Origin of the sequence: Streptomyces sp. NPDC059499 (assembly GCF_042749285.1) — a bacterium.
GTDB lineage: Bacteria > Actinomycetota > Actinomycetes > Streptomycetales > Streptomycetaceae > Streptomyces.
The window spans coordinates 213702-231708 of record NZ_JBHYTT010000010.1 but is presented as its reverse complement, the minus strand read 5'-3'; the positions used below and the strand labels follow the sequence as shown (position 1 = coordinate 231708).

Here is an 18007-nt window from a genome sequence, read left to right as displayed (position 1 = left end):
TGATGCGCGTGATGCCCGGCTGTCGCCGGGGGCCCCCCCCACCCCGGCGGGGGGGGCCCCCCCCCCGGGGGGGGGGGGGGGCGCGGGCCCGGCGCCCCCCCCCCCCTGTTGGGGGGTGTGGCCGGGGGTGGGCCCCCCCCCCCCCCGGCGGGGGGCCCGCCCCCGACACTCGTGCGTGTCAGGTCTCGCGCGTCGGCTCCGCCGGCCTGCGGGGCGGGAGCGCTCGTAGGGGAGGGGGACGGCTTTCCCTGGCGGGAGACCGGCGGATCGGCGGCGAGGCGGAAGCGGGCCATCAGCCGCAGACGGCCTTCCCGGCAAGGGCGGCGCTCGTCGTTCTCAGCTCTCGGGGAGGCGGTTTCCCATCACCGCGGCGAACGAATCAGGGTCGCCGTCGTATCCGCGAACGGCCGCGTGGAACCCCCAGGAACCCGAAGCGTTCCGGGTGAATTCCGCGACGACCGCGGCCGTGGCCGCGGAGACTCCCGAGAAATCGTCCTCATCCAGATTGGTGTAGCCCTCGCGGATCTGCACGGCCGTGTGCTCTATCTCGCCGAAGGTCTTCCGCCCGTCGCGCTGCTGGATGGCCACCCCCACGACGACCCTGGTGTACACGTCCGAGAGCCGGTCCAGCTCGAGGGTCATGACCTCGTCGAAGCCGAAACCCTGGCCTGTCCGGCTGTCCCGGTTCAGGGTGATGGTGCCGTCCGGTGAGCGGCTGTCGAAGTGCACGAGGTACGCCGGGCTGCCGTACGGCGCTCCCGACTCGTACGTGGCGGCGATGATGTCGAGGTCGTTGGCGGGCTCGCCGGTCTCGCTCGGGTCCCATTTGACCCTCACTTCGACCTTCTCGATGTCCTTGTTGGGAGTGCTCATCGGACTTCCCTCCTTGCTGCTGGGCCGGCGGACCTCTTCCACCCCGATGATGTCCGTAACTGTCCGTGGATCCAACCGCGTTGGGTCGGTACGGCGGTTTCGGGCCAACGCCTGGCCGATGATGTCCGGTGCCGCTGCCGGCCGGCAGGACGACCGTCCGTAGCGTGACCCGCGCCACCTCCGGCGCCGTACGATGGCCCGGTGCTGGTCAAGTGGATTCGCTGCACCGTGGTGGACCGTCGTGGTTTCGAACGGGGACAGCGAAAGTGGGCGGGGCTGCTCGGTGAGCCGGGGTTCAGGGGGCAGAGCGGTGGGTGGAGCCGGGGGAAGCCCGATGTCGCCCATGTGTTCGCATTCTGGGAGAACCGGGTCTTCTACGACTCGTTCATGGCCCGGGAACACGACCGGCTGGCCGCTTCCCAGTCCGGGATGTACAAGGACATGCAGGTCAAGCTCTTCGAGTGCCGGTTCGACGTGAAGACCGGCTTCGAGCCGCTCTTCACCGATGCGGACGTGCTGAGAGTGGCGCACAGCCGGGTGTACGAGGATCGCGTCGAGCACTTCGCCCTCACGCAGAAGCGGGTGTGGAACCCGGCCATGGCAGGTTCCCCCGGCATGCTCCGTGGGGTCTTCGGAGAAGCGCCGGGGCGCGAGTTCCTGGTGCTGTCCATGTGGCAGTCGAGTGCCGAACGCGGCAAGTACCGGCCGGAGAGCCTCGCGCGGCTGTCCGCACTGGCACAGACGGAGACGGACGTCGAGGCGCTCACCGGCGACGTGGTCCAGCTCGAGGCGTCCTGGACGGTGTGACCGCGCCACCCCGCGACCGGCGTTCCCTCGGTCACATACGCCGGATGGAGCCGGTACGACTGCTCAGTCATGCCGGACGGCACTTAGGGTCGTTACATGGCGCGACCGCAACGCATAGTTCTCGTCCGGCACGGCGAGTCCGAGGGCAATGCCGACGACACGGTGTACGAACGTGAGCCCGACCACGCGCTGAGACTCACGGCGACCGGTCTGCGCCAGGCGCGGGAGACCGGGACCGAACTGCGCGAGCTGTTCGGGGACGAGAAGGTCAGTGTCTACGTCTCGCCCTACCGGCGCACCCACGAGACGTTCCGGCTGTTCGGCCTCGATGGGCGGCAGGTCCGCATCAGGGAGGAACCACGGCTGCGCGAGCAGGACTGGGGCAATTGGCAGGACCGGGACGACGTCAGGCTGCAGAAGGCCTACCGCGACGCGTACGGGCACTTCTTCTACCGCTTCGCGCAGGGCGAGTCCGGGGCCGACGTCTACGACCGGGTCGGAGCGTTCCTGGAGAGTCTGCACCGCAGCTTCGAGGCCCCCGACCACCCGAAGAACGTTTTGCTGGTCACCCACGGACTGACCATGAGGCTCTTCTGCATGCGCTGGTTCCACTGGTCGGTCGCCGAGTTCGAATCGCTGTCCAATCCCGGCAACGGCGAGACCCGCACGCTGCTGCTCGGCGAGAACGGCCGGTACACGCTCGACCGGCCCTTCGAACGGTGGCGCACACCCGAGCCGTACGGCCGTACCGGATAGAGTGGTGGAGCGATGACCGTTGACTCCGCTTTCGACCGGCGCTTCGAACGCGCTCTGGCCAGCCTGCGTGGACTGTCCGTGGGAGATGCCCTCGGCTCCCAGTTCTTCGTACCGGCCAACTATCCGCTCCTCAAGAGGCGAGCCCTGCCGCCGGGTCCCTGGCAGTGGACCGACGACACCGAGATGGCGTCCTCGGTGCTCGCCGTCCTGGCCGCGCACCAGCGCATCGACCAGGACGCGCTCGCCCACTCCTTCGCCGAGCACCACGATTTCGACCGGGGCTACGGGCCGGCGGTGAACCGTCTGCTCAGACTCGTCCGGGAGGGCGGTGACTGGCGCGAGCTGGCTGCGGCTCTCTTCCAGGGCCAGGGGTCCTGGGGCAACGGGTCGGCCATGCGGATCGCACCGCTCGGCGCCTGGTACGCCGACGACCCCGAGCAGGCGACCCACCAGGCCGAGATCTCCTCGTACACCACGCACCAGCACCGCGAAGCCGTCGTCGGTGCCATGGCCGTCGCGGCAGCTGCCTCGCTGGTCGCGTCGCCGGACGGGCCGCCGACGCCGGAGGGCCTGCTCGACGGCGTCGTCGCACTCGTGCCGCGCAGTGCGGTCGGTGCCGGGCTGCGCCGTGCACGCGACATGCTCGACTACCGGGACGCCGGGACGGTCGCGGCCGTCCTCGGCAACGGCCGCCGTACGAGTGCGCACGACACGGTTCCGTTCGCTGTCTGGTCGGCGGCCCGCAGTCTCGGTGACTTCGAACAGGCTTTCTGGGTGACTGCTCAAGCAGGCGGCGACGTGGACACCACCTGCGCGATCGTCGGCGGCATCGTGGCCGCGGGCGAGGCCGGCAGTCCTCCGGCCGACTGGCTGGCCCTCACGGAAGAGCCGCCGCACTGGCTGACCCGGGCACACGCCTGACGTTCCGACCGGCCGCTTCCACTTGTCACGGTCCTGCCACAGCAGCCCCCCGGACGCCTGGAGACGCCGGGACGGGGCTAATCTTTCGGCCACGCCGCTCTCATTGATCTTGAAGGGCGTGCGCCGATGAGACGCCGGGGCCGGCGCGCCGCCATGGGGCCGTGCGGAAGGACCCCGGTGGGGGAGGGGTCCCATGTCCGATCAACCGTCCGAGGCAGCCGGCCGAGCCGAGGCGTCACCGCCGCCCGAGGGCGCCCAGACGCCCGGCAGCGTGCCCGGGCCGGCCGACGCGGAGTCTCCCGAGGGCACCGGCAGAGCGCAGGCGGCTCCCCGGGAGCGCGCGCAGACACCGCCGGCGGTCCCGGGCCAGGCTTCCGGCCAGGAACCGCCGGTACGGCCGGCCTATCTCCAGCCGCCGCCCGCCGATCCCTGGCAGCGCCGCGCGCAGAAGCCGTCCCCCGGTGTGCTGTCCGGACTCCGGCCCTCTTCGCCGCCCGCGATCGGGACCGCGACGTTCTGGTCGGTCCTCGCCACGGCCCTGCTCAGCGCGCTGCTGCTCGGCGACGGTATCGGGGTGAATCTTCTACTGGTCGCCGTGCCCGCGACCCTGGCGGCATTCTTCGCCGCGCGTGCGGCAGGCCGCAGGATTCGCCCGTGGACCGTCACGTGGGCGGTCGGAGGCCTGGCACTCCTGGTGGTCCCGGCGCTCCGGGACGCCGGGTGGCCGACCTTCCTCGCCGTGGTCTCGGCACTTGCCCTGGGCTCGCTCGCGCTGCACGGCAGCCGAAGCTGGCTGGGAGTCCTGCTCGCATCGCTGGGGCTGTTCAACTCGGTCCCGGCGGGTCTGCGCTGGGGACTGCGGGGCGTGCGCGACCGCGCCGACGATTCCAAGGGCCGCGTGCGCACGGCGGTACGCAGCGTTGCGGTGGCCATCGTCCTGCTCGTCGTGTTCGGGGCGCTCTTCGCCAGCGCAGATGCCGCGTTCGCGGACCTTCTGGGCAACCTGCTGCCCGACGTGTCGATCGGCGAGGCGCCGTGGCGGGTCTTCCTGTTCGTGCTCGGGCTCGTCGGCGCCCTCGCCGCCGCGTACACCGCGGCCGCCCCGGTTCGCTGGGACGGCATCACCGTCCGCCCGGGACCGGCCCGCAGCAGGGTCGAGTGGGCGCTTCCGCTGATCGTGCTCGACCTCCTCTTCGCCGCCTTCATCGCGCTCCAGCTCGCAGTCCTTCTCGGTGGGTACGACAAGGTCTACGAGGAGACCGGGCTGTACCCGGCCCAGTACGCACGCCAGGGGTTCTGGCAGCTGCTCTGGGCCACGGTCCTCACCCTGGTCGTCATCGCGCTCGCGCTGCGCTGGGCCCCGCGGGGCGGATCGCGTGACCGGACCCTGGTCAAGGGCGTCCTCGGTGTCCTGTGCGTGCTCACCCTCGTCGTCGTGGCGTCGGCACTGCGTCGTATGGACCTCTACGTGGACGCCTTCGGCCTGACGCGGCTGCGGATCTCCGTCGCCGCGGTGGAACTCTGGCTCGGCGCGGTGCTCGTCCTCATCATCGCGGCGGGCGTGTTCGGCGCCAGGCTGCTGCCGCGCGCGGTTGCCGTGAGTGCCGCTGTCGGTGTCCTCGCCTTCGGGCTGCTCTCGCCCGACGGGCTGATCGCGGAGCAGAACGTCCAGCGCCACGACAAGGGCGGAACCATCGACATCGACTACCTCGGGGGCCTCTCGGCCGACGCCGTACCGGCGCTGGACGAACTGCCCGAGCCGCTGCGGTCCTGCGCACTGGAGAGGATCCAGCGCGACCTCGTCACCTCGGACACCCCTTGGTACGCGTCGAGCTGGGGCGAGGCGAGGGCCCGCGACATTCTTGAGGAGCGCGAGGTCTACAACCGGAGCCTCGAGTGTGCCGGGCTGGGCAGCGACACCAGCGAGCGGGACTACGAGGAAGAGGACTCGTACGACCCGTACTGATGATGCTCGCACTGTGCGGGCCGTCTCCCAGGAGCGGCCCGCGCAGTGCTGTCCGGGCCCGCTAGGCGCCCGGCCCCGCTGCCGCGGACTTCCCGCTCAGTGCTTCCAGGTCGCTCTTGCGTACCCGGATCACGAGCGCGGCAGTCAGCAGAGCGAGTGCGACCATGGCGACGGCCGCGGTGAAGGCCGTCGAGATGCCGTGGGTGAGCACGTCGTGTCCCCAGGGCGCGGGCAGTTCGTGCGTCCTGGCGAACTCCGCCTTCTGCTCGGGTGTCGCCTGCGCCAGGAAGGACGGAAGCTGTTTCTCGGCCTCGTTGCGGCTCGCGGTGCCGAAGACGGTCACCAGGATGGACAGGCCCAGCGAACCTCCGACCTGCTGGCTCGCGTTGAGGAGGCTGGAGGCTGCGCCGGCCTCGTGCTGAGCGACGCCGGAGACCGCTGTCAGGGTGAGGGTGACGAAGTTCAGCCCCATGCCGAACCCGAAGAGGAACATCGGGCCGAGCACGCCGCCCAGATACGAACTGTCAGGTGAGATGAGGGTCAGCCAGAAGAGCCCGATCCCGGTGATGGCCGACCCGGTCACCATGAACGGCTTCGGCCCCAGCACCGGGAGCAGCCGCTGGGAGATCCCCGCGCCCAGGATGATCGCGACCGTGACGGGCAGGAACGCCAGACCCGACTCGATCGGGCTGTAGTTCAGCACGTTCTGGACGAACAGCACGATGAAGAAGAACATGCCGAACATGGCCGCAGCCAGGCTGAGCATGATCATGTAGGTGCCGGAGCGGTTGCGGTCGGCGAACATCCGCAACGGGGTGATCGGTTCCCTGGCACGCGACTCGATGAGCACGAACGCGGCCAGGAGCACCACGGCGGCACCGAAGGACGAGAGCGTGAGGGAGTCCCGCCAGCCCGCCTCCGAGGCGCGGATGAAGCCGTACACCAGCGAGGCCATGCCGAGCGTCGAGGTCAGGGCCCCGGAGATGTCGAAACGCCCCGGGTGCTTCTCCGACTCGTTGATGTACATCGGTGCCAGGACCGCGATCAGCACACCGATGGGGACGTTGACGAAGAGAACCCAGCGCCAGTCGAGCCATTCGGTGAGCATGCCACCGGTCAGCAGCCCGATCGCTCCGCCACCTGCCGAAACTGCGGCGAACACGCCGAACGCCCGGTTGCGTTCGGGTCCTTCGGGGAACGTGGTGGTGATCAGGGCGAGGGAGGTGGGCGACGCGATCGCGCCCCCGACGCCCTGCAGCGCCCGTGCGGCCAGCAACTGCCAGGGCTCCTGGGCGAGTCCGCCGAGGAGCGAGGCAAGGGTGAAGAGCAGGATGCCGGCCATGAAGACCCGGCGGCGCCCCAGGATGTCGCCCGCCCTGCCGCCCAGCAGCAGCAGTCCGCCGAAGGTGAGGGTGTAGGAACTCAGCACCCAGGAGAGGTCGGTCGTCGAGAAGCTGAGCGCGTCCTGGATGTGCGGAAGAGCGATGTTGACGATCGTGGCATCGAGTACAACCATCAACTGACATGCGGCAATCACGGCGAGGGCGATCCCCGGGCGCCCTGTCCGGCGCGCTGCGCCTGGTTTGCTCTGTGTTTCTAACTGAGATGTTGTCACTATGGATCCCCCACAAGTGAGTTAGTGAACGAACGCGTTCACTGTCCCGCCAACGGTAGTGAGTCCCCATTAGTGAACGCAAGCGTTCACTGATACTGCTGTCGGCGGGATGCGATCGGGGGTGCTCGTCCTCGGTACCGGGTCCGCTCAGGCCCGCGACGATGTGCGCTTCCCTGTTTCGATGGAGAACTGCTGATGACTTCTTCGCGTCCCACGGCCGCCGCCCGGCCCGGGCCGATGTCCCTGCGCCGCCGCGGGCCGGTGCTCGAACGGGCCATCCTCGATGCCGCTCTCGAGCAGCTGAGCACGGTGGGATGGGGTGGGCTGACGATGGAAGGCGTCGCGGCCGGCGCCCGGACCGGCAAGGCCGCGGTGTACCGGCGGTGGCCCTCGAAGGAGGACCTGGTCGCTGACGCGCTGCGTGCCGGCCTGCCGGCCCTCGACGAGGCGCCCGACCGTGGAGGAGTCCGTGAGGACCTCTACGAGGTATGCCGCAGGATGCGCGACGCGATGCTTTCGGGACCCGGTATCGCCCTGAGGTCGGTCCTGCACGAGTGCGACGTGAACGCGGCCGAGCGGTTTCAGGCGGTGATCGTCAACGGAATGATCGAACCGTCCACCGAACTCTTCCGGGAAGTCGTCGCCCGTGGTGTAGCCCGGGGTGAGGTGCGACCGGACGCCATGAGCGGGATGGTGCTGGACGTGATTCCGGCCATGATGATGTACCGCACCAAGGTGAGCGGAAGCGAGTGGCCGGACGACGAGATCGCTCAGATGATCGACGAGGTCATGATGCCGCTGTTCCGCTCCTGACGCCCCCGGCGGTCGCCCTGCTGCGGTGTCCGTCCGGTGCGTCGGCGGTCGCCCGGCCACGGTCTCCGCCCGCGCGTCGGCGGACGCCTGGTTACGGTGCCCGCCCCGACCCGTTCCGGCCGGGTGCGGGTCCGCCCGCTGTCCGGTGCCCCCGGGGTGTTCTTGCCGTGCCCATCGGCGTACGCTGACAGGCGTCATGCCGTACGAACCGCCCACGCACACCGTCGAGCGCTCACTGCGCGCTACCTCCGGTGCCCGGACCGTCGCAGGTGTCGATGAGGTCGGACGCGGAGCGTGGGCCGGCCCCGTCACCGTGTGCGCGGCCGTCACCGGTCTCCGCAGACCCCCCGAGGGCCTCACCGACTCCAAGCTGATCAGCCCCAAGCGCCGGGCGGAACTGGCCCCGCTGCTCGAGGGCTGGGTCACGGCCTACGGGCTGGGTCACGCGTCTCCGCTGGAAATCGATGATCTGGGCATGACCGCGGCGCTCCGACTCGCGGCGGTCAGGGCCCTGGACGAGCTGCCGGTGCGTCCGGATGCCGTGATTCTCGACGGCAAGCACGACTACCTCGGACAGCCCTGGAACGTCCGTACGGTGATCAAGGGCGACCAGTCCTGCATCGCTGTCGCCGCGGCGTCGGTGATCGCGAAGGTCCGCCGGGACACGATGATGGCCGAACTGGGAGCGGAATCAGGCGAGTACGCAGACTTCGCCTTCTCCGCCAACGCGGGTTATCCGTCACCGGTGCACCGGGCCGCGCTGGAGGAGATGGGGCCCACGCCTCATCACCGCCTCAGCTGGTCCTACCTCGACGCGCTGCCGAAATGGCAGCACCTGAAGAAGGTCCGACTCTCCGCCGAGGCGGCCGCACTGGAAAGCGGGGGCCAGCTCGGCTTCGACTTCTGATCGCACAGGTGTATCTCCCCGGCGTGCCGCCGGTGTTCGACAGACAACCAATCAAGCGTCCCAACCCCTCCACGAGGAGCCTCAGATTCCCGAGAGCGTCCAGGGTCCCCGCGCCACTCCGGCCGCCGGCCGCACCGCGCCGACCCCCCGTCCCGTACCTGGTCCGCGTTCCGCGGCCACGCCGCGTCCCGGACATCCGGGCCCCGGCCCCGCGCGGCCCGCGCCCCCGGCGCAGCGCCCGCTTCCCACATCCACGCGTCCCGCTGCCCCGGCTGCTGCCCAGGCTCCCGCCCCGGCCGAGCGCAAGCGGCCGGAGAATCGTTCCGCGGCGCAGCTCCAGCTGATCCCGGCTCCGGCCGGCGGCGCGCTCGACGCAGCCGACGAGGCCGTCGATCTGCTCCTGGACTCCGGGCGGGCGCCCGGGGAAATCCTGGTGCTCACCACGGGTGAGAACCACCCCTGGGCCACACACGAACTCTCCTTCGGAGAAGCCGCGTACTGGGCCCAGCACGATGCCGGTGACGATGTCTTCTTCGCCCGCACAGCGACTGTCGACCGCTGTGCTTCGCGTCCCGTAGTCATCGTCGCGGCCAACGGGGACATCGATGACAGTGCCGCCCGTGCACTGTCCGTCGCCCGGGACCGCGCGGGCGCGCTGCTGATCGTGTGCGGTGACGCGCAGAAGATCAACTCCGCGCTCGGCGCGGGCGTCTGAGTCGTACGTCCGTGGGTCCCGATGGTCCGAAGAATGGGCTCTCGGGACCCACGTTCCGTTTCACCGGGCGGCGGTTCGCCTCAGCGCCTCCGCCGCTCCGCCGCCCGTGCGCAGCGGGACCGGATCATGATCGGCGAATGTGTCGGCGAGAGCCGACGGCTGGGACAGCGAACTGGGACGCCGGCCTCCCCGGCCCTCACCCAGCACCTGCCACCCTCCACGCGTCAAGGTGATGTAGGCGCCGCAGCGAAGCCCGTGCAGCGTGCAAGCATCCCTCAGCCCCCACATCCACGCCCCGTCCTCCTCCGTCCACCGTTCGTCGCCCTCGCGGCAGTAGAGCAGTACTGCGGTACGCACCGGGGTACGGCGGCGCAGATCGTGCGGGATCACCCGGCGCAGATGGGCGAGCACCGCGTTACGGAACTCCCATCCGTCCGCCGCCACCGAGGTGCGGCGGGCGAACGAGGCGCTGGCTGTGAGCCGTTCCTCATGATCGAGGACAGCGACGACGGCGGTGGCCGGGGTGGGCCGGTGCCGTGCGTGCAAGCCGCTGACGACCTCGCGCGGGCTGCGCAGCAGGGGTATGCCGGCCGCTGCCCACTCGGCCGGTTCGAGCATCCTGGCAAGGTGGTTGACGGAGTCTGCGGATACCGGGGACGCCGACAGCGATGTGGCTGCGGACGGAGCGAATCCGAAGGTCACGGTCCTCCCTTCGCTACGCGCCCACGGTGCGGGCAGGGTCGAATGAGGGCGCGCCGCGGCACAGCCCTTGCGGGCCCGCGAAAGGACCGTGCGGGGAGCGAGTTCAATTCTTCCTGTCGTATCGGCAGGCGGCAACGAGCAATTGGTGAGCCTGACGGGTATCAGCCGGAATGACACAGATATCCCTGCCCACGCGGCGCCCGATGAAGCCTGGGGTCATGCCTGGATGGCGAGGACCAGCGGAAACACACCCTCTGCGCCGGCCCGGCGGAGCAGCCGAGCCGCTACGGCGAGCGTCCAGCCGGTGTCGGAGAGGTCGTCCACGAGCAGGACCGGCCCCCTTGCGGCTGTCAGGGCTTCGGCGAGGGAAGGCTCCACGACGAGCGCCTCGTGCAGGGCCTTCACCCGCTGTGCGCTGTTGGTCTGCGAGATGCGGAGGTCCTCGGCAGCGGGCGCGTAGGACACGGTCCCGAGCAGGGGCATCCTGCCTACCTCGGCGATGCGGCTTCCGAGCGAGTGCACCAACTGCGGTCTGCGGCGCGACGCGACCGTGACGACGCCGACCGGTCTGGCGGCGGCGTCCGGAGCCCCGGAAGCCCAACCACCCGGCCCCTTGGCCCAGTCGGTGATCACCGTGACCACCGCGTTCGACACATCGTCCGGAACAGCCGTGTCCGGGGCCTGGGCTGCGAGCATCGGGCGGAGCCTGTTGCCCCAGCCGATGTCGGAGAGCCGCCCCAGCGCGCGTCCGGTGAAGGCCAGCTCTCCCGCCGGGATCCGTCCCTTGAGGTCGATCCCGACGGCTGCCAGCCCCGTGGGCCACATCTTGCGCGGCTCGACATCCACGCCCGGACGGCCGAGCTCGCCCCGCGCACCGTCGAGCGCCGCGGTTGAGACCTTGTCGTCGAACCGGGCGCCTGCGCAGTTGTCACAGCGGCCGCACGCCCTGGCCTCCTCGTCGTCCAGCTGGCGCCGGAGGAACTCCATGCGACAACCGGTTCCCGAGGCGTAGTCGCGCATGGCCTGCTGCTCGGCGGACCGCTGTTTGGCGACCCAGGCGTAGCGCTCCGAATCGTAGATCCATGGCTGGCCCGTGGAGATCCAGCCGCCCTTCACGCGCTTCACGGCTCCGTCGACGTCCAGCACCTTGAGCATCGTCTCGAGGCGGGTGCGCCGCAGATCGACCAAGGGCTCCATGGCGGGCAAGGACAGGGGCCGGCTGGCCTGGGCGAGGACATCGAGCGTTCGGCGCACCTGCTCCTCGGGAGGGAAGGCGACCGAGGCGAAGTACTGCCAGATGGCTTCGTCCTCCTTGCCGGGGAGCAGCAGCACCTCGGCGTGCTCGACCCCACGCCCCGCGCGTCCCACCTGCTGGTAGTAGGCGATGGGGGAGGACGGCGACCCCAGGTGCACGACGAACCCGAGGTCGGGTTTGTCGAATCCCATACCGAGTGCCGATGTGGCGACCAGGGCCTTTACCCGGTTGGCCAGCAGATCGTCCTCCGCCTGCTGCCGGTCGGCGTTCTCCGTCCGGCCGGTGTAGGACGCGACCGTGTGCCCGCCCTGGCGCAGGTAGGCCGTGATCTCCTCGGCAGCCGCGACGGTGAGCGTATAGATGATTCCGGAGCCGGGAAGCTCCCCGAGATGGTCGCTCAGCCAGGCCAGACGATGCGCGGCGTTGGGCAGTTGGAGCACGCTGAGACTGAGGCTCTCCCGGTCCAGCGGGCCACGCAGGACCAGCGCGTCCGTGCCCGCGCTCGTTCCGAGCTGCTCCGCGACGTCCGCGGTCACACGGGCATTGGCGGTGGCCGTGGTGGCCAGGACGGGGACGCCTGCGGGGAGGTCCGCGAGCATGGTCCGCAGACGCCGGTAATCCGGCCGGAAATCGTGCCCCCAGTCGGAGATGCAGTGCGCCTCGTCCACCACCAGCAGACCCGTCGCGGCGGCGAGTGCCGGCAGCACCTGGTCGCGGAAGTCCGGGTTGTTGAGCCGCTCAGGGCTGACGAGCAGCACATCCACCTCTCCTGCGGCGACCTCTGCCTGGACGGTCTCCCACTCCTCGGTGTTCGAGGAGTTGATCGTGCGGGCGCTGATGCCCGCACGGGCCGCTGCGGCGACCTGGTTGCGCATCAGCGCGAGCAGGGGCGAGACGATCACCGTCGGACCGCTGCCCTGTGCGCGCAGCAGCGAGGTGGCCACGAAGTACACAGCGGATTTGCCCCATCCCGTCCGCTGTACGACCAGGGCTCTGCGCTTGTCGGCGACGAGGGCCTCGATGGCCCGCCACTGGTCCTCGCGCAGGCGGGCAGTGCCGGTGGTGTCCCCGACGAGTCGGGCAAGTACGGAATCGGCCGAGGCTCTGAGCTCTGCGCGGTCTGCGTTGGTCATGCACCCATGCAACCCGATGCCTGTGACAACCGCGAACGGCCGTGCGGTTCCTGTGGATAAAGTTATCCACAGGGGTCGCGGAAATCGGCTGCCCGCGGGACGGTCGTGCCATGAACAAGCACCACGAATCCACCGGACCGGCCGACGAGCAGCAGATCACCCTGCGCGGCCCCGCCGAACTTGCCGACGCCCTGCCGTACCTCATGGGCTTCCATCCGAACGACAGCGTGGTCATGGTGGCCCTCCACGGTGGGCGGGGCCGTTTCGGAGGGCGGCTCAGGCTGGGCATTCCTCAGGCGCCGACGGAGTGGGCGCCGGTCGCCGACCAGCTCGCGCAGTGCCTGATCTCCGGCAGCGAACGGCGCGACACGCGTCCGGACGCGATCGTCGTCTTCCTCTGCCAGGACCCGGCCGACGGAGAAAGCGGCAATCGGACCATGGAGCGGCTGAGGCCCCTCGCGCAGCTTCTGCGCAGGGCCTGCGGGGCGCTCGACGTTCCGGTGCTGGAGGCCCTCTGTATCTCCGACGGCCGCTACTGGTCCTACTGCTGCCCCGATGAGCGGTGCTGTCCGGCCGAGGGGAATCCGCTGGCCCTTCCCGGTACCACCGTGATGGCGGCGGCAGCCGCTTACGCCGGCATTCAGGTGCGCGGTTCGCTGCGGGAGATGGAGGCGCGGCTCTCTCCGTGGGATTCCGCGGCTCAGGCCGCGGCGGAACAGGAGCGGGCTCTGGACTCCGCGGGAGCTGCGCTGATGTCCAGGATCCTCGACGCCGTGGGGCGGCGTGAGGTGGCCGGGGAGACTCTGACACTCGCGCGAGCCCTCATGGACCGCCTCGGAAGTGCGCCGGTGCCCGCTCCGTCGGATGCGGACACCGGTGACGACAGTCTGATCAGCGCGGACGAGGGAGCCGCTGTGATTCTCGGGCTTCAGGACAGGGAGACGCGGGACAGGGCTGCGGAGTGGATGGAAGGCCGAGAGGCCGAAACGGCGCTTCGGCTGTGGCGGGCTCTGTCCCGTCGATGTGTCGGTCCCTACGTGGAACACGCGGCTGCGCCGCTCTCGCTGGCGGGCTGGGTCTCCTGGTCCTCGGGCGACGAACCGGCTGCGAGGGTGGCGCTGGGGCTCGCGCTGCGGGCCGACCCGGACTACACGTTCGCCCAGTTGCTGCACCAGGCGTGCAACGAGGGCCTGGACCCGGAGACACTGCGCCGCTGTCTTCGCAGCGAACGCAGGGTGCGCTCCGGACAGAGCGGCGGCCGCAAGGCAGGTGAACAGGTTGCGCGGCGTGAGGAGCGACGCACTCGGACGCAGCAAGCGCGCACCTCGGCGGCACGGCGCAGGAGGGCGTCCCCCGGCTCTGCGCGTCCCAGGCCTGCTTCGTCGTCCCGGCGTCGGGTGAGGGACCTCCAGCAGGGCCGACGTGAGACCAGGAGCCGCCGTTGACCAAGAGGACCGTCGGGGGGTGGGTCCGCCCGGAGCGGGCGCTGAGACGGGCAGCGGGCACCGGGACGGGCAAGGGGGACGAGTGCGGCTCGGTCCGGGCATCGGCCGACCGAAGGTGAACGCGGGCCCTGGGCGAGTGCCGCCGCGCGGCACGGACGTGGCCGAGTGGCGGACGCCCGCACGGCGAAGGGACTGTTTATCGTCAGGCAGACGACTATGATCTCGGCATGCCGCCCTACGACCCGTCGACCTTCCCGCCCTTCGCTGTCACCGTCGACCTGGTTGTGCTCACGGTGCGTCGTCACGCGCTCTGTGCGTTGGTGGTGCGCCGCGGCGAACAGCCTTTCCAGGGCAGGTGGGCGCTACCGGGCGGATTCGTCAGAGCCGATGAGGATCTCGCTGCCGCGGCAGCGCGTGAACTCGTCGAGGAAACCGGGCTCTGCGCGCACGATCCGGCGGTCCCCGCTGTCGGAAACGGTGCCCACCTGGAACAGCTCGCCACATACGGAGACCCGGAGCGCGACCCCCGGATGAGGGTCGTCAGTGTCGCGCACCTCGCACTGGCGCCCGATCTTCCCGCGCCTCGCGCCGGCGGTGATGCGAACAGCGCCCGCTGGGCCCCGGTCGAGGATCTGCTCGGCCCCGAAGGAGGCTTCGGCCGCGAGGGCGAGCAGTCCGAGCCGCTCGCCTTCGATCACGCGCGGATTCTCGACGACGGGGTGGAGCGGGCGCGATCCAAGATCGAGTATTCCTCGCTGGCCACCGCGTTCTGCCCGCCCGAGTTCACTGTCGGTGAGCTGCGCCGGGTCTACGAAGCGGTGTGGGGTGTCGTCCTGGATCCTCGCAACTTCCACCGCAAGGTCACCGGCACGCCCGGATTCCTGGTTCCCTCCGGAGGAACGACCACCCGCCAGGGCGGGCGCCCCGCGCAGCTCTTCCGGGCGGGTGCGGCCAATGTGCTCAACCCGCCGATGCTGAGGCCCGAGGTCTGACGGCGCGGACGTGTGAAGTCCGGGGCGGCGGAACGCCCGCCGCCTCAGCGCTGCACAAAAAGTCTGAAATGTCGCGTTATCTTGCTGGGGTACCCAACCCTGCCGCCGAGCGGTCTCACACTCCGCGAGAGAAGCGATGCTCCAGGCCATCGGACTCACAAGCACCCCCCGCCGCGACCTTTCCCCCGCTGTGGACGACCTGACCTTCGAAGCCCCGCCCGGCCGCGTCACCGTACTTCTCGGCGCCCCGGGATCCGGCAAGACCACTGCTCTGCGTCTGATGCTCGAGCTCGAAACCGGGCGGGGTGTCACCTACTTCCGAGGCCGGCCACTGCATCGCATCGGCCACCCCGCCCGCGAGGTCGGCGTACTGCTCGGCGACGTCCCGGGCCATCCCGCACGTACCGCCCGCGGGCAGCTCCGCATGCTCTGCGCCGCCGCCGGCGTCCCCGCGTCGCGAGCCGACGACCTGCTCGAAGTCGTCGGTCTCGGCGGACTGGGGGATCAGCGCCTCGGCACGCTCTCGGTCGGCATGGACCGTCGCCTCGGAATCGCGTCGGCACTGCTCGGCGACCCGCACACGCTCGTTCTCGACGACCCCGCCGAAGGACTCTCCCCTCGGGAGAGGAGTTGGTTGCACGGGCTGCTCCGCGCGCACGCGACCGAGGGCGGCACCGTTCTGCACACCACCAGTGATCCGAAGGAGGCCTCTCGTACCGCCGACCGCGTCGTGACCATCGAGGACGGGCGCCTCGTCGCCGACCAGGACGTCGCCGACTTCTCCCGCACCAGACTCCGTCCCCGTGTCGCGGTGCGGACTCCGCATGCGGCCAGACTGGCCTCGGTGGTCAGGCGTGAGGCGAGGGCCGCTCAGCGCTCCGTCGAGGTGGTCGCCGAGGCGAGCAACCGGTTGTCGGTGTACGGCAGCAGTTGCGCGGAGATCGGTGACACCGCATACCGGCACGGGGTTCCCGTGCATCAACTCGCAGACGAGACCGGGGACACGGGGCCGGCAACCGCTTCCGCAGCCGGTCCCGGTGGGCGAGCCGCGCCGAGGCCCGCCTCGTCCGTAGCGATCTCGGAGCTCCCCCCTCCGATCCCCGTACGTCCGGCCCGGGGCCCCCTGCGTCCGCTGCGCTACGAACTGCGCCGCCTCCTGGGCGTCCGGACAACGACCATGATTATGGCGGCCGTTCTGGCCGTCTCCGTGGGGCTCTCCGTCCTGCTGGCCCGCTCGGGCCGGACGCCTCTGCCTGATCTGCTGGTTGCCTGGCCCGACCTGCTGCCTCTTCCCCCCGCGGCGCTCGGCGCAGGTCTGCTCGGTGCGCTTTCCTTCGGCGACGAGTTCCGCTACCCGGCACTCGCGGCGGGACGCGGGACCGTCCCGCGTCGCTTGGGGCTCCTGGTCGCCAAGCTGGCCGTCTCCGCGGGCGTGGCGCTGTTCCTGGCCGCGGCATCCGTGCTCGCGGACGCCGAAGCCCTGCGTCTCGTCTACGGCGGCGACTTGGTCGAGGTCCCCGCAAACGCCGCGCCGCTGGCGGCGAGTTGGGCAGGTCTCGCGGTCGGCTGCGCCTGGGCGGGGCTGCTGGCGGCCGGTGTCTTTCGCCTGACGGGCGCCGGAGTTGCCGCAGTCCTCGCCGTTCCTGTCCTTGTCGTTCCCCTCGTGCAGTGGCTGCTCTCGGGTCCGTCCACCCGTTCGATCGTCGGACTCCCGAGCAGGCTGCGGGAGCTCGCCTGGCTGCAATGGCCCTATGAAACGGACAGGTGGGCGATGGCTGCCGTGCGCGTGGTGACCCAACCCGTGGGAGTGGCACTTTCCTTGTCGTTGTCGGCCCTCATCTGCGCGTATGTGTTCACCAGCCTTCGAGGAAGGGCCCGTTGGTGATCGCGGAGGGTCGCCCTGGAAACGGGAGGCGGACAACTCTCCAGAAAATGTGCGATTTCAGACGATAAGGCGTCAATTGCGCGGTGGGTGCCGATCACCCTTTCGTGTGCTTTTCACCAAAGACCTCAAGGGTCGGCTGAGCCGCGCCGACAAAGGATGCGTGAGTACCCTTGCGCACACCATGATGACCGCCGCCCGCTCCGCTGATTCCGGCCTCGCCGGCCCGGGCGAACTCGACCGATACCCCTACGGGGAGGCGCCGGCCGGCGAGCGTGCCCCGCTGCGTTCCTGGGGCGTCGGTGATTCCGATTTCGGGCGGGCGAGCCGACGCGGCACGGCCAGTCGGGGCCGTGGGCTCCATGGCCAACTGGTCCAGCAGCTGGGTCAGATGATCGTTTCCGGCGACCTCGGTGCCGACCGGCCGCTGGTTCCGGAGGAGATCGGACAGCGATTCGAGGTCTCCCGCACCGTTGTGAGGGAGTCCCTGCGCGTTCTCGAGGCCAAGGGGCTGGTCAGCGCCCGGCCCAATGTGGGCACGCGCGTCCGGCCGGTCAGTGACTGGAACCTTCTGGACCCCGACATCATCGAATGGCGGGCCTTCGGTCCTCAGCGCGACGACCAGCGCAGGGAGCTGGCCGAGCTCCGCTGGACGATCGAGCCGCTGGCCGCCCGGCTCGCCGCGGGTCATGGGCGTGAGGACATCCAGCAGCGCCTCGGCGACATGATCGAGATCATGGGGCACGCGATGGCGCAGGCGGACGGAATCACGTTCTCCCGGGCGGACGCGGAGTTCCATTCCCTCCTCATCCAGGCGGCGGGCAATCGCATGCTCGAGCACCTTTCCGGGATCGTCTCGGCGGCCCTGCAGGTCTCCGGTGGCCCGGTCACGGGCTGTGACCGGCCCGGTGAAGTGTCGCTCGGTCACCATGCGCGCATCGTCGAGGCGCTCGCGTCGGGCGACTCCGCCGGTGCTGAAGCGGCGATGCGGCAGTTGCTCGTCGTCCACCTGGATGTGGAGCGGGTGGTTCCCGCGCCGCGCGAGCACTGACCGCCGCACTGCCGGGGTACGGAACCGTGTGCCGCCGGACCCTCATGGTCCGGCGGCATAATTATACGGAAATATGACCCTTGGGTATGTTTGTCGGTAATGAGGTGTGACTCGGGCCACGCGGATTGGGCGTAACACTCCTCGAAACAGTGCGATGACTTAAGAGGTGACCGC

15 protein-coding genes are annotated in these 18007 nt (G+C 70.1%); 11 read left to right on the top strand and 4 right to left on the bottom strand.

Translation table 11 applies throughout. The annotated features are described in order from the left end of the window. Positions 1 to 336: 336 nt before the first annotated feature. Positions 337 to 873: a TerD family protein gene (locus ACFW9O_RS23600; RefSeq protein ID WP_384611904.1), complete on the bottom strand. Its 537-nt coding sequence runs from the start codon at positions 871 to 873 to the stop codon at positions 337 to 339. 201 nt (positions 874 to 1074) lie between these two features. On the opposite strand from ACFW9O_RS23600, the gene ACFW9O_RS23595 reads away from it, so the two are divergent. The 4 genes from ACFW9O_RS23595 to ACFW9O_RS23580 all read left to right on the top strand — a co-directional run bounded on the left by ACFW9O_RS23595 (position 1075) and on the right by ACFW9O_RS23580 (position 5323). After that, the gene (locus tag ACFW9O_RS23595) at positions 1075 to 1680 is read left to right on the top strand and encodes a YdbC family protein (protein ID WP_384611902.1); all 606 of its coding nucleotides are present in this window, start codon (positions 1075 to 1077) and stop codon (positions 1678 to 1680) included. A 96-nt stretch (positions 1681 to 1776) separates the two neighbouring features. Beyond that, positions 1777 to 2436 (top strand): histidine phosphatase family protein, encoded by a 660-nt coding sequence (locus ACFW9O_RS23590; RefSeq protein ID WP_351170518.1) that lies wholly within the window; start codon positions 1777 to 1779, stop codon positions 2434 to 2436. 12 nt (positions 2437 to 2448) lie between these two features. Beyond that, positions 2449 to 3357 carry an ADP-ribosylglycohydrolase family protein gene (locus tag ACFW9O_RS23585; RefSeq protein ID WP_384611900.1) on the top strand — a complete coding sequence of 303 codons (909 nt, stop codon included), beginning with the start codon at positions 2449 to 2451 and terminating at the stop codon, positions 3355 to 3357. A 193-nt stretch (positions 3358 to 3550) separates the two neighbouring features. Continuing rightward, positions 3551 to 5323: a DUF4153 domain-containing protein gene (locus ACFW9O_RS23580; RefSeq protein WP_384611898.1), complete on the top strand. Its 1773-nt coding sequence runs from the start codon at positions 3551 to 3553 to the stop codon at positions 5321 to 5323. 61 nt (positions 5324 to 5384) lie between these two features. Here ACFW9O_RS23580 and ACFW9O_RS23575 read toward each other — a convergent pair whose 3' ends face one another. Then, a complete protein-coding gene (locus ACFW9O_RS23575) occupies positions 5385 to 6938 on the bottom strand; it encodes an MFS transporter (RefSeq protein ID WP_384611896.1) in 1554 nt (517 codons plus the stop codon). A gap of 195 nt (positions 6939 to 7133) precedes the next feature. On the opposite strand from ACFW9O_RS23575, the gene ACFW9O_RS23570 reads away from it, so the two are divergent. The 3 genes from ACFW9O_RS23570 (at position 7134) to ACFW9O_RS23560 (ending at position 9373) form a co-directional block, all read left to right on the top strand. Further along, complete coding sequence (locus ACFW9O_RS23570) at positions 7134 to 7751, top strand: TetR/AcrR family transcriptional regulator (RefSeq protein ID WP_351170530.1); 618 nt, start codon at positions 7134 to 7136, stop codon at positions 7749 to 7751. Positions 7752 to 7947: 196 nt separating this feature from the next. Next, positions 7948 to 8658 (top strand): ribonuclease HII, encoded by a 711-nt coding sequence (locus ACFW9O_RS23565; RefSeq protein ID WP_384611895.1) that lies wholly within the window; start codon positions 7948 to 7950, stop codon positions 8656 to 8658. A gap of 85 nt (positions 8659 to 8743) precedes the next feature. Further along, on the top strand, positions 8744 to 9373 hold the full coding sequence (locus ACFW9O_RS23560) for a hypothetical protein (protein ID WP_384611979.1): 630 nt from the start codon (positions 8744 to 8746) through the stop codon (positions 9371 to 9373). A 60-nt stretch (positions 9374 to 9433) separates the two neighbouring features. Here ACFW9O_RS23560 and ACFW9O_RS23555 read toward each other — a convergent pair whose 3' ends face one another. Together ACFW9O_RS23555 and ACFW9O_RS23550 are read right to left on the bottom strand one after the other, a co-directional pair. Then, positions 9434 to 10075, bottom strand: coding sequence for a hypothetical protein (locus tag ACFW9O_RS23555; RefSeq protein ID WP_351170536.1), 642 nt, complete (start codon positions 10073 to 10075; stop codon positions 9434 to 9436). 216 nt (positions 10076 to 10291) lie between these two features. Further along, complete coding sequence (locus ACFW9O_RS23550; protein ID WP_384611893.1) at positions 10292 to 12463, bottom strand: RecQ family ATP-dependent DNA helicase; 2172 nt, start codon at positions 12461 to 12463, stop codon at positions 10292 to 10294. 110 nt (positions 12464 to 12573) lie between these two features. Here ACFW9O_RS23550 and ACFW9O_RS23545 point away from each other — a divergent pair, with 110 nt between their 5' ends. The 4 genes from ACFW9O_RS23545 (at position 12574) to ACFW9O_RS23530 (ending at position 17833) form a co-directional block, all read left to right on the top strand. Continuing rightward, positions 12574 to 13908, top strand: coding sequence for a DUF4192 domain-containing protein (locus ACFW9O_RS23545; RefSeq protein WP_384611892.1), 1335 nt, complete (start codon positions 12574 to 12576; stop codon positions 13906 to 13908). A gap of 227 nt (positions 13909 to 14135) precedes the next feature. Beyond that, positions 14136 to 14900, top strand: a complete 765-nt coding sequence (locus ACFW9O_RS23540; RefSeq protein ID WP_351170545.1) for an NUDIX domain-containing protein — start codon at positions 14136 to 14138, stop codon at positions 14898 to 14900. A 136-nt stretch (positions 14901 to 15036) separates the two neighbouring features. Continuing rightward, on the top strand, positions 15037 to 16785 hold the full coding sequence (locus ACFW9O_RS23535; protein WP_384611890.1) for an ATP-binding cassette domain-containing protein: 1749 nt from the start codon (positions 15037 to 15039) through the stop codon (positions 16783 to 16785). Positions 16786 to 16966: 181 nt separating this feature from the next. After that, positions 16967 to 17833 carry a FadR/GntR family transcriptional regulator gene (locus ACFW9O_RS23530; protein WP_351170618.1) on the top strand — a complete coding sequence of 289 codons (867 nt, stop codon included), beginning with the start codon at positions 16967 to 16969 and terminating at the stop codon, positions 17831 to 17833. Positions 17834 to 18007 lie beyond the last annotated feature (174 nt).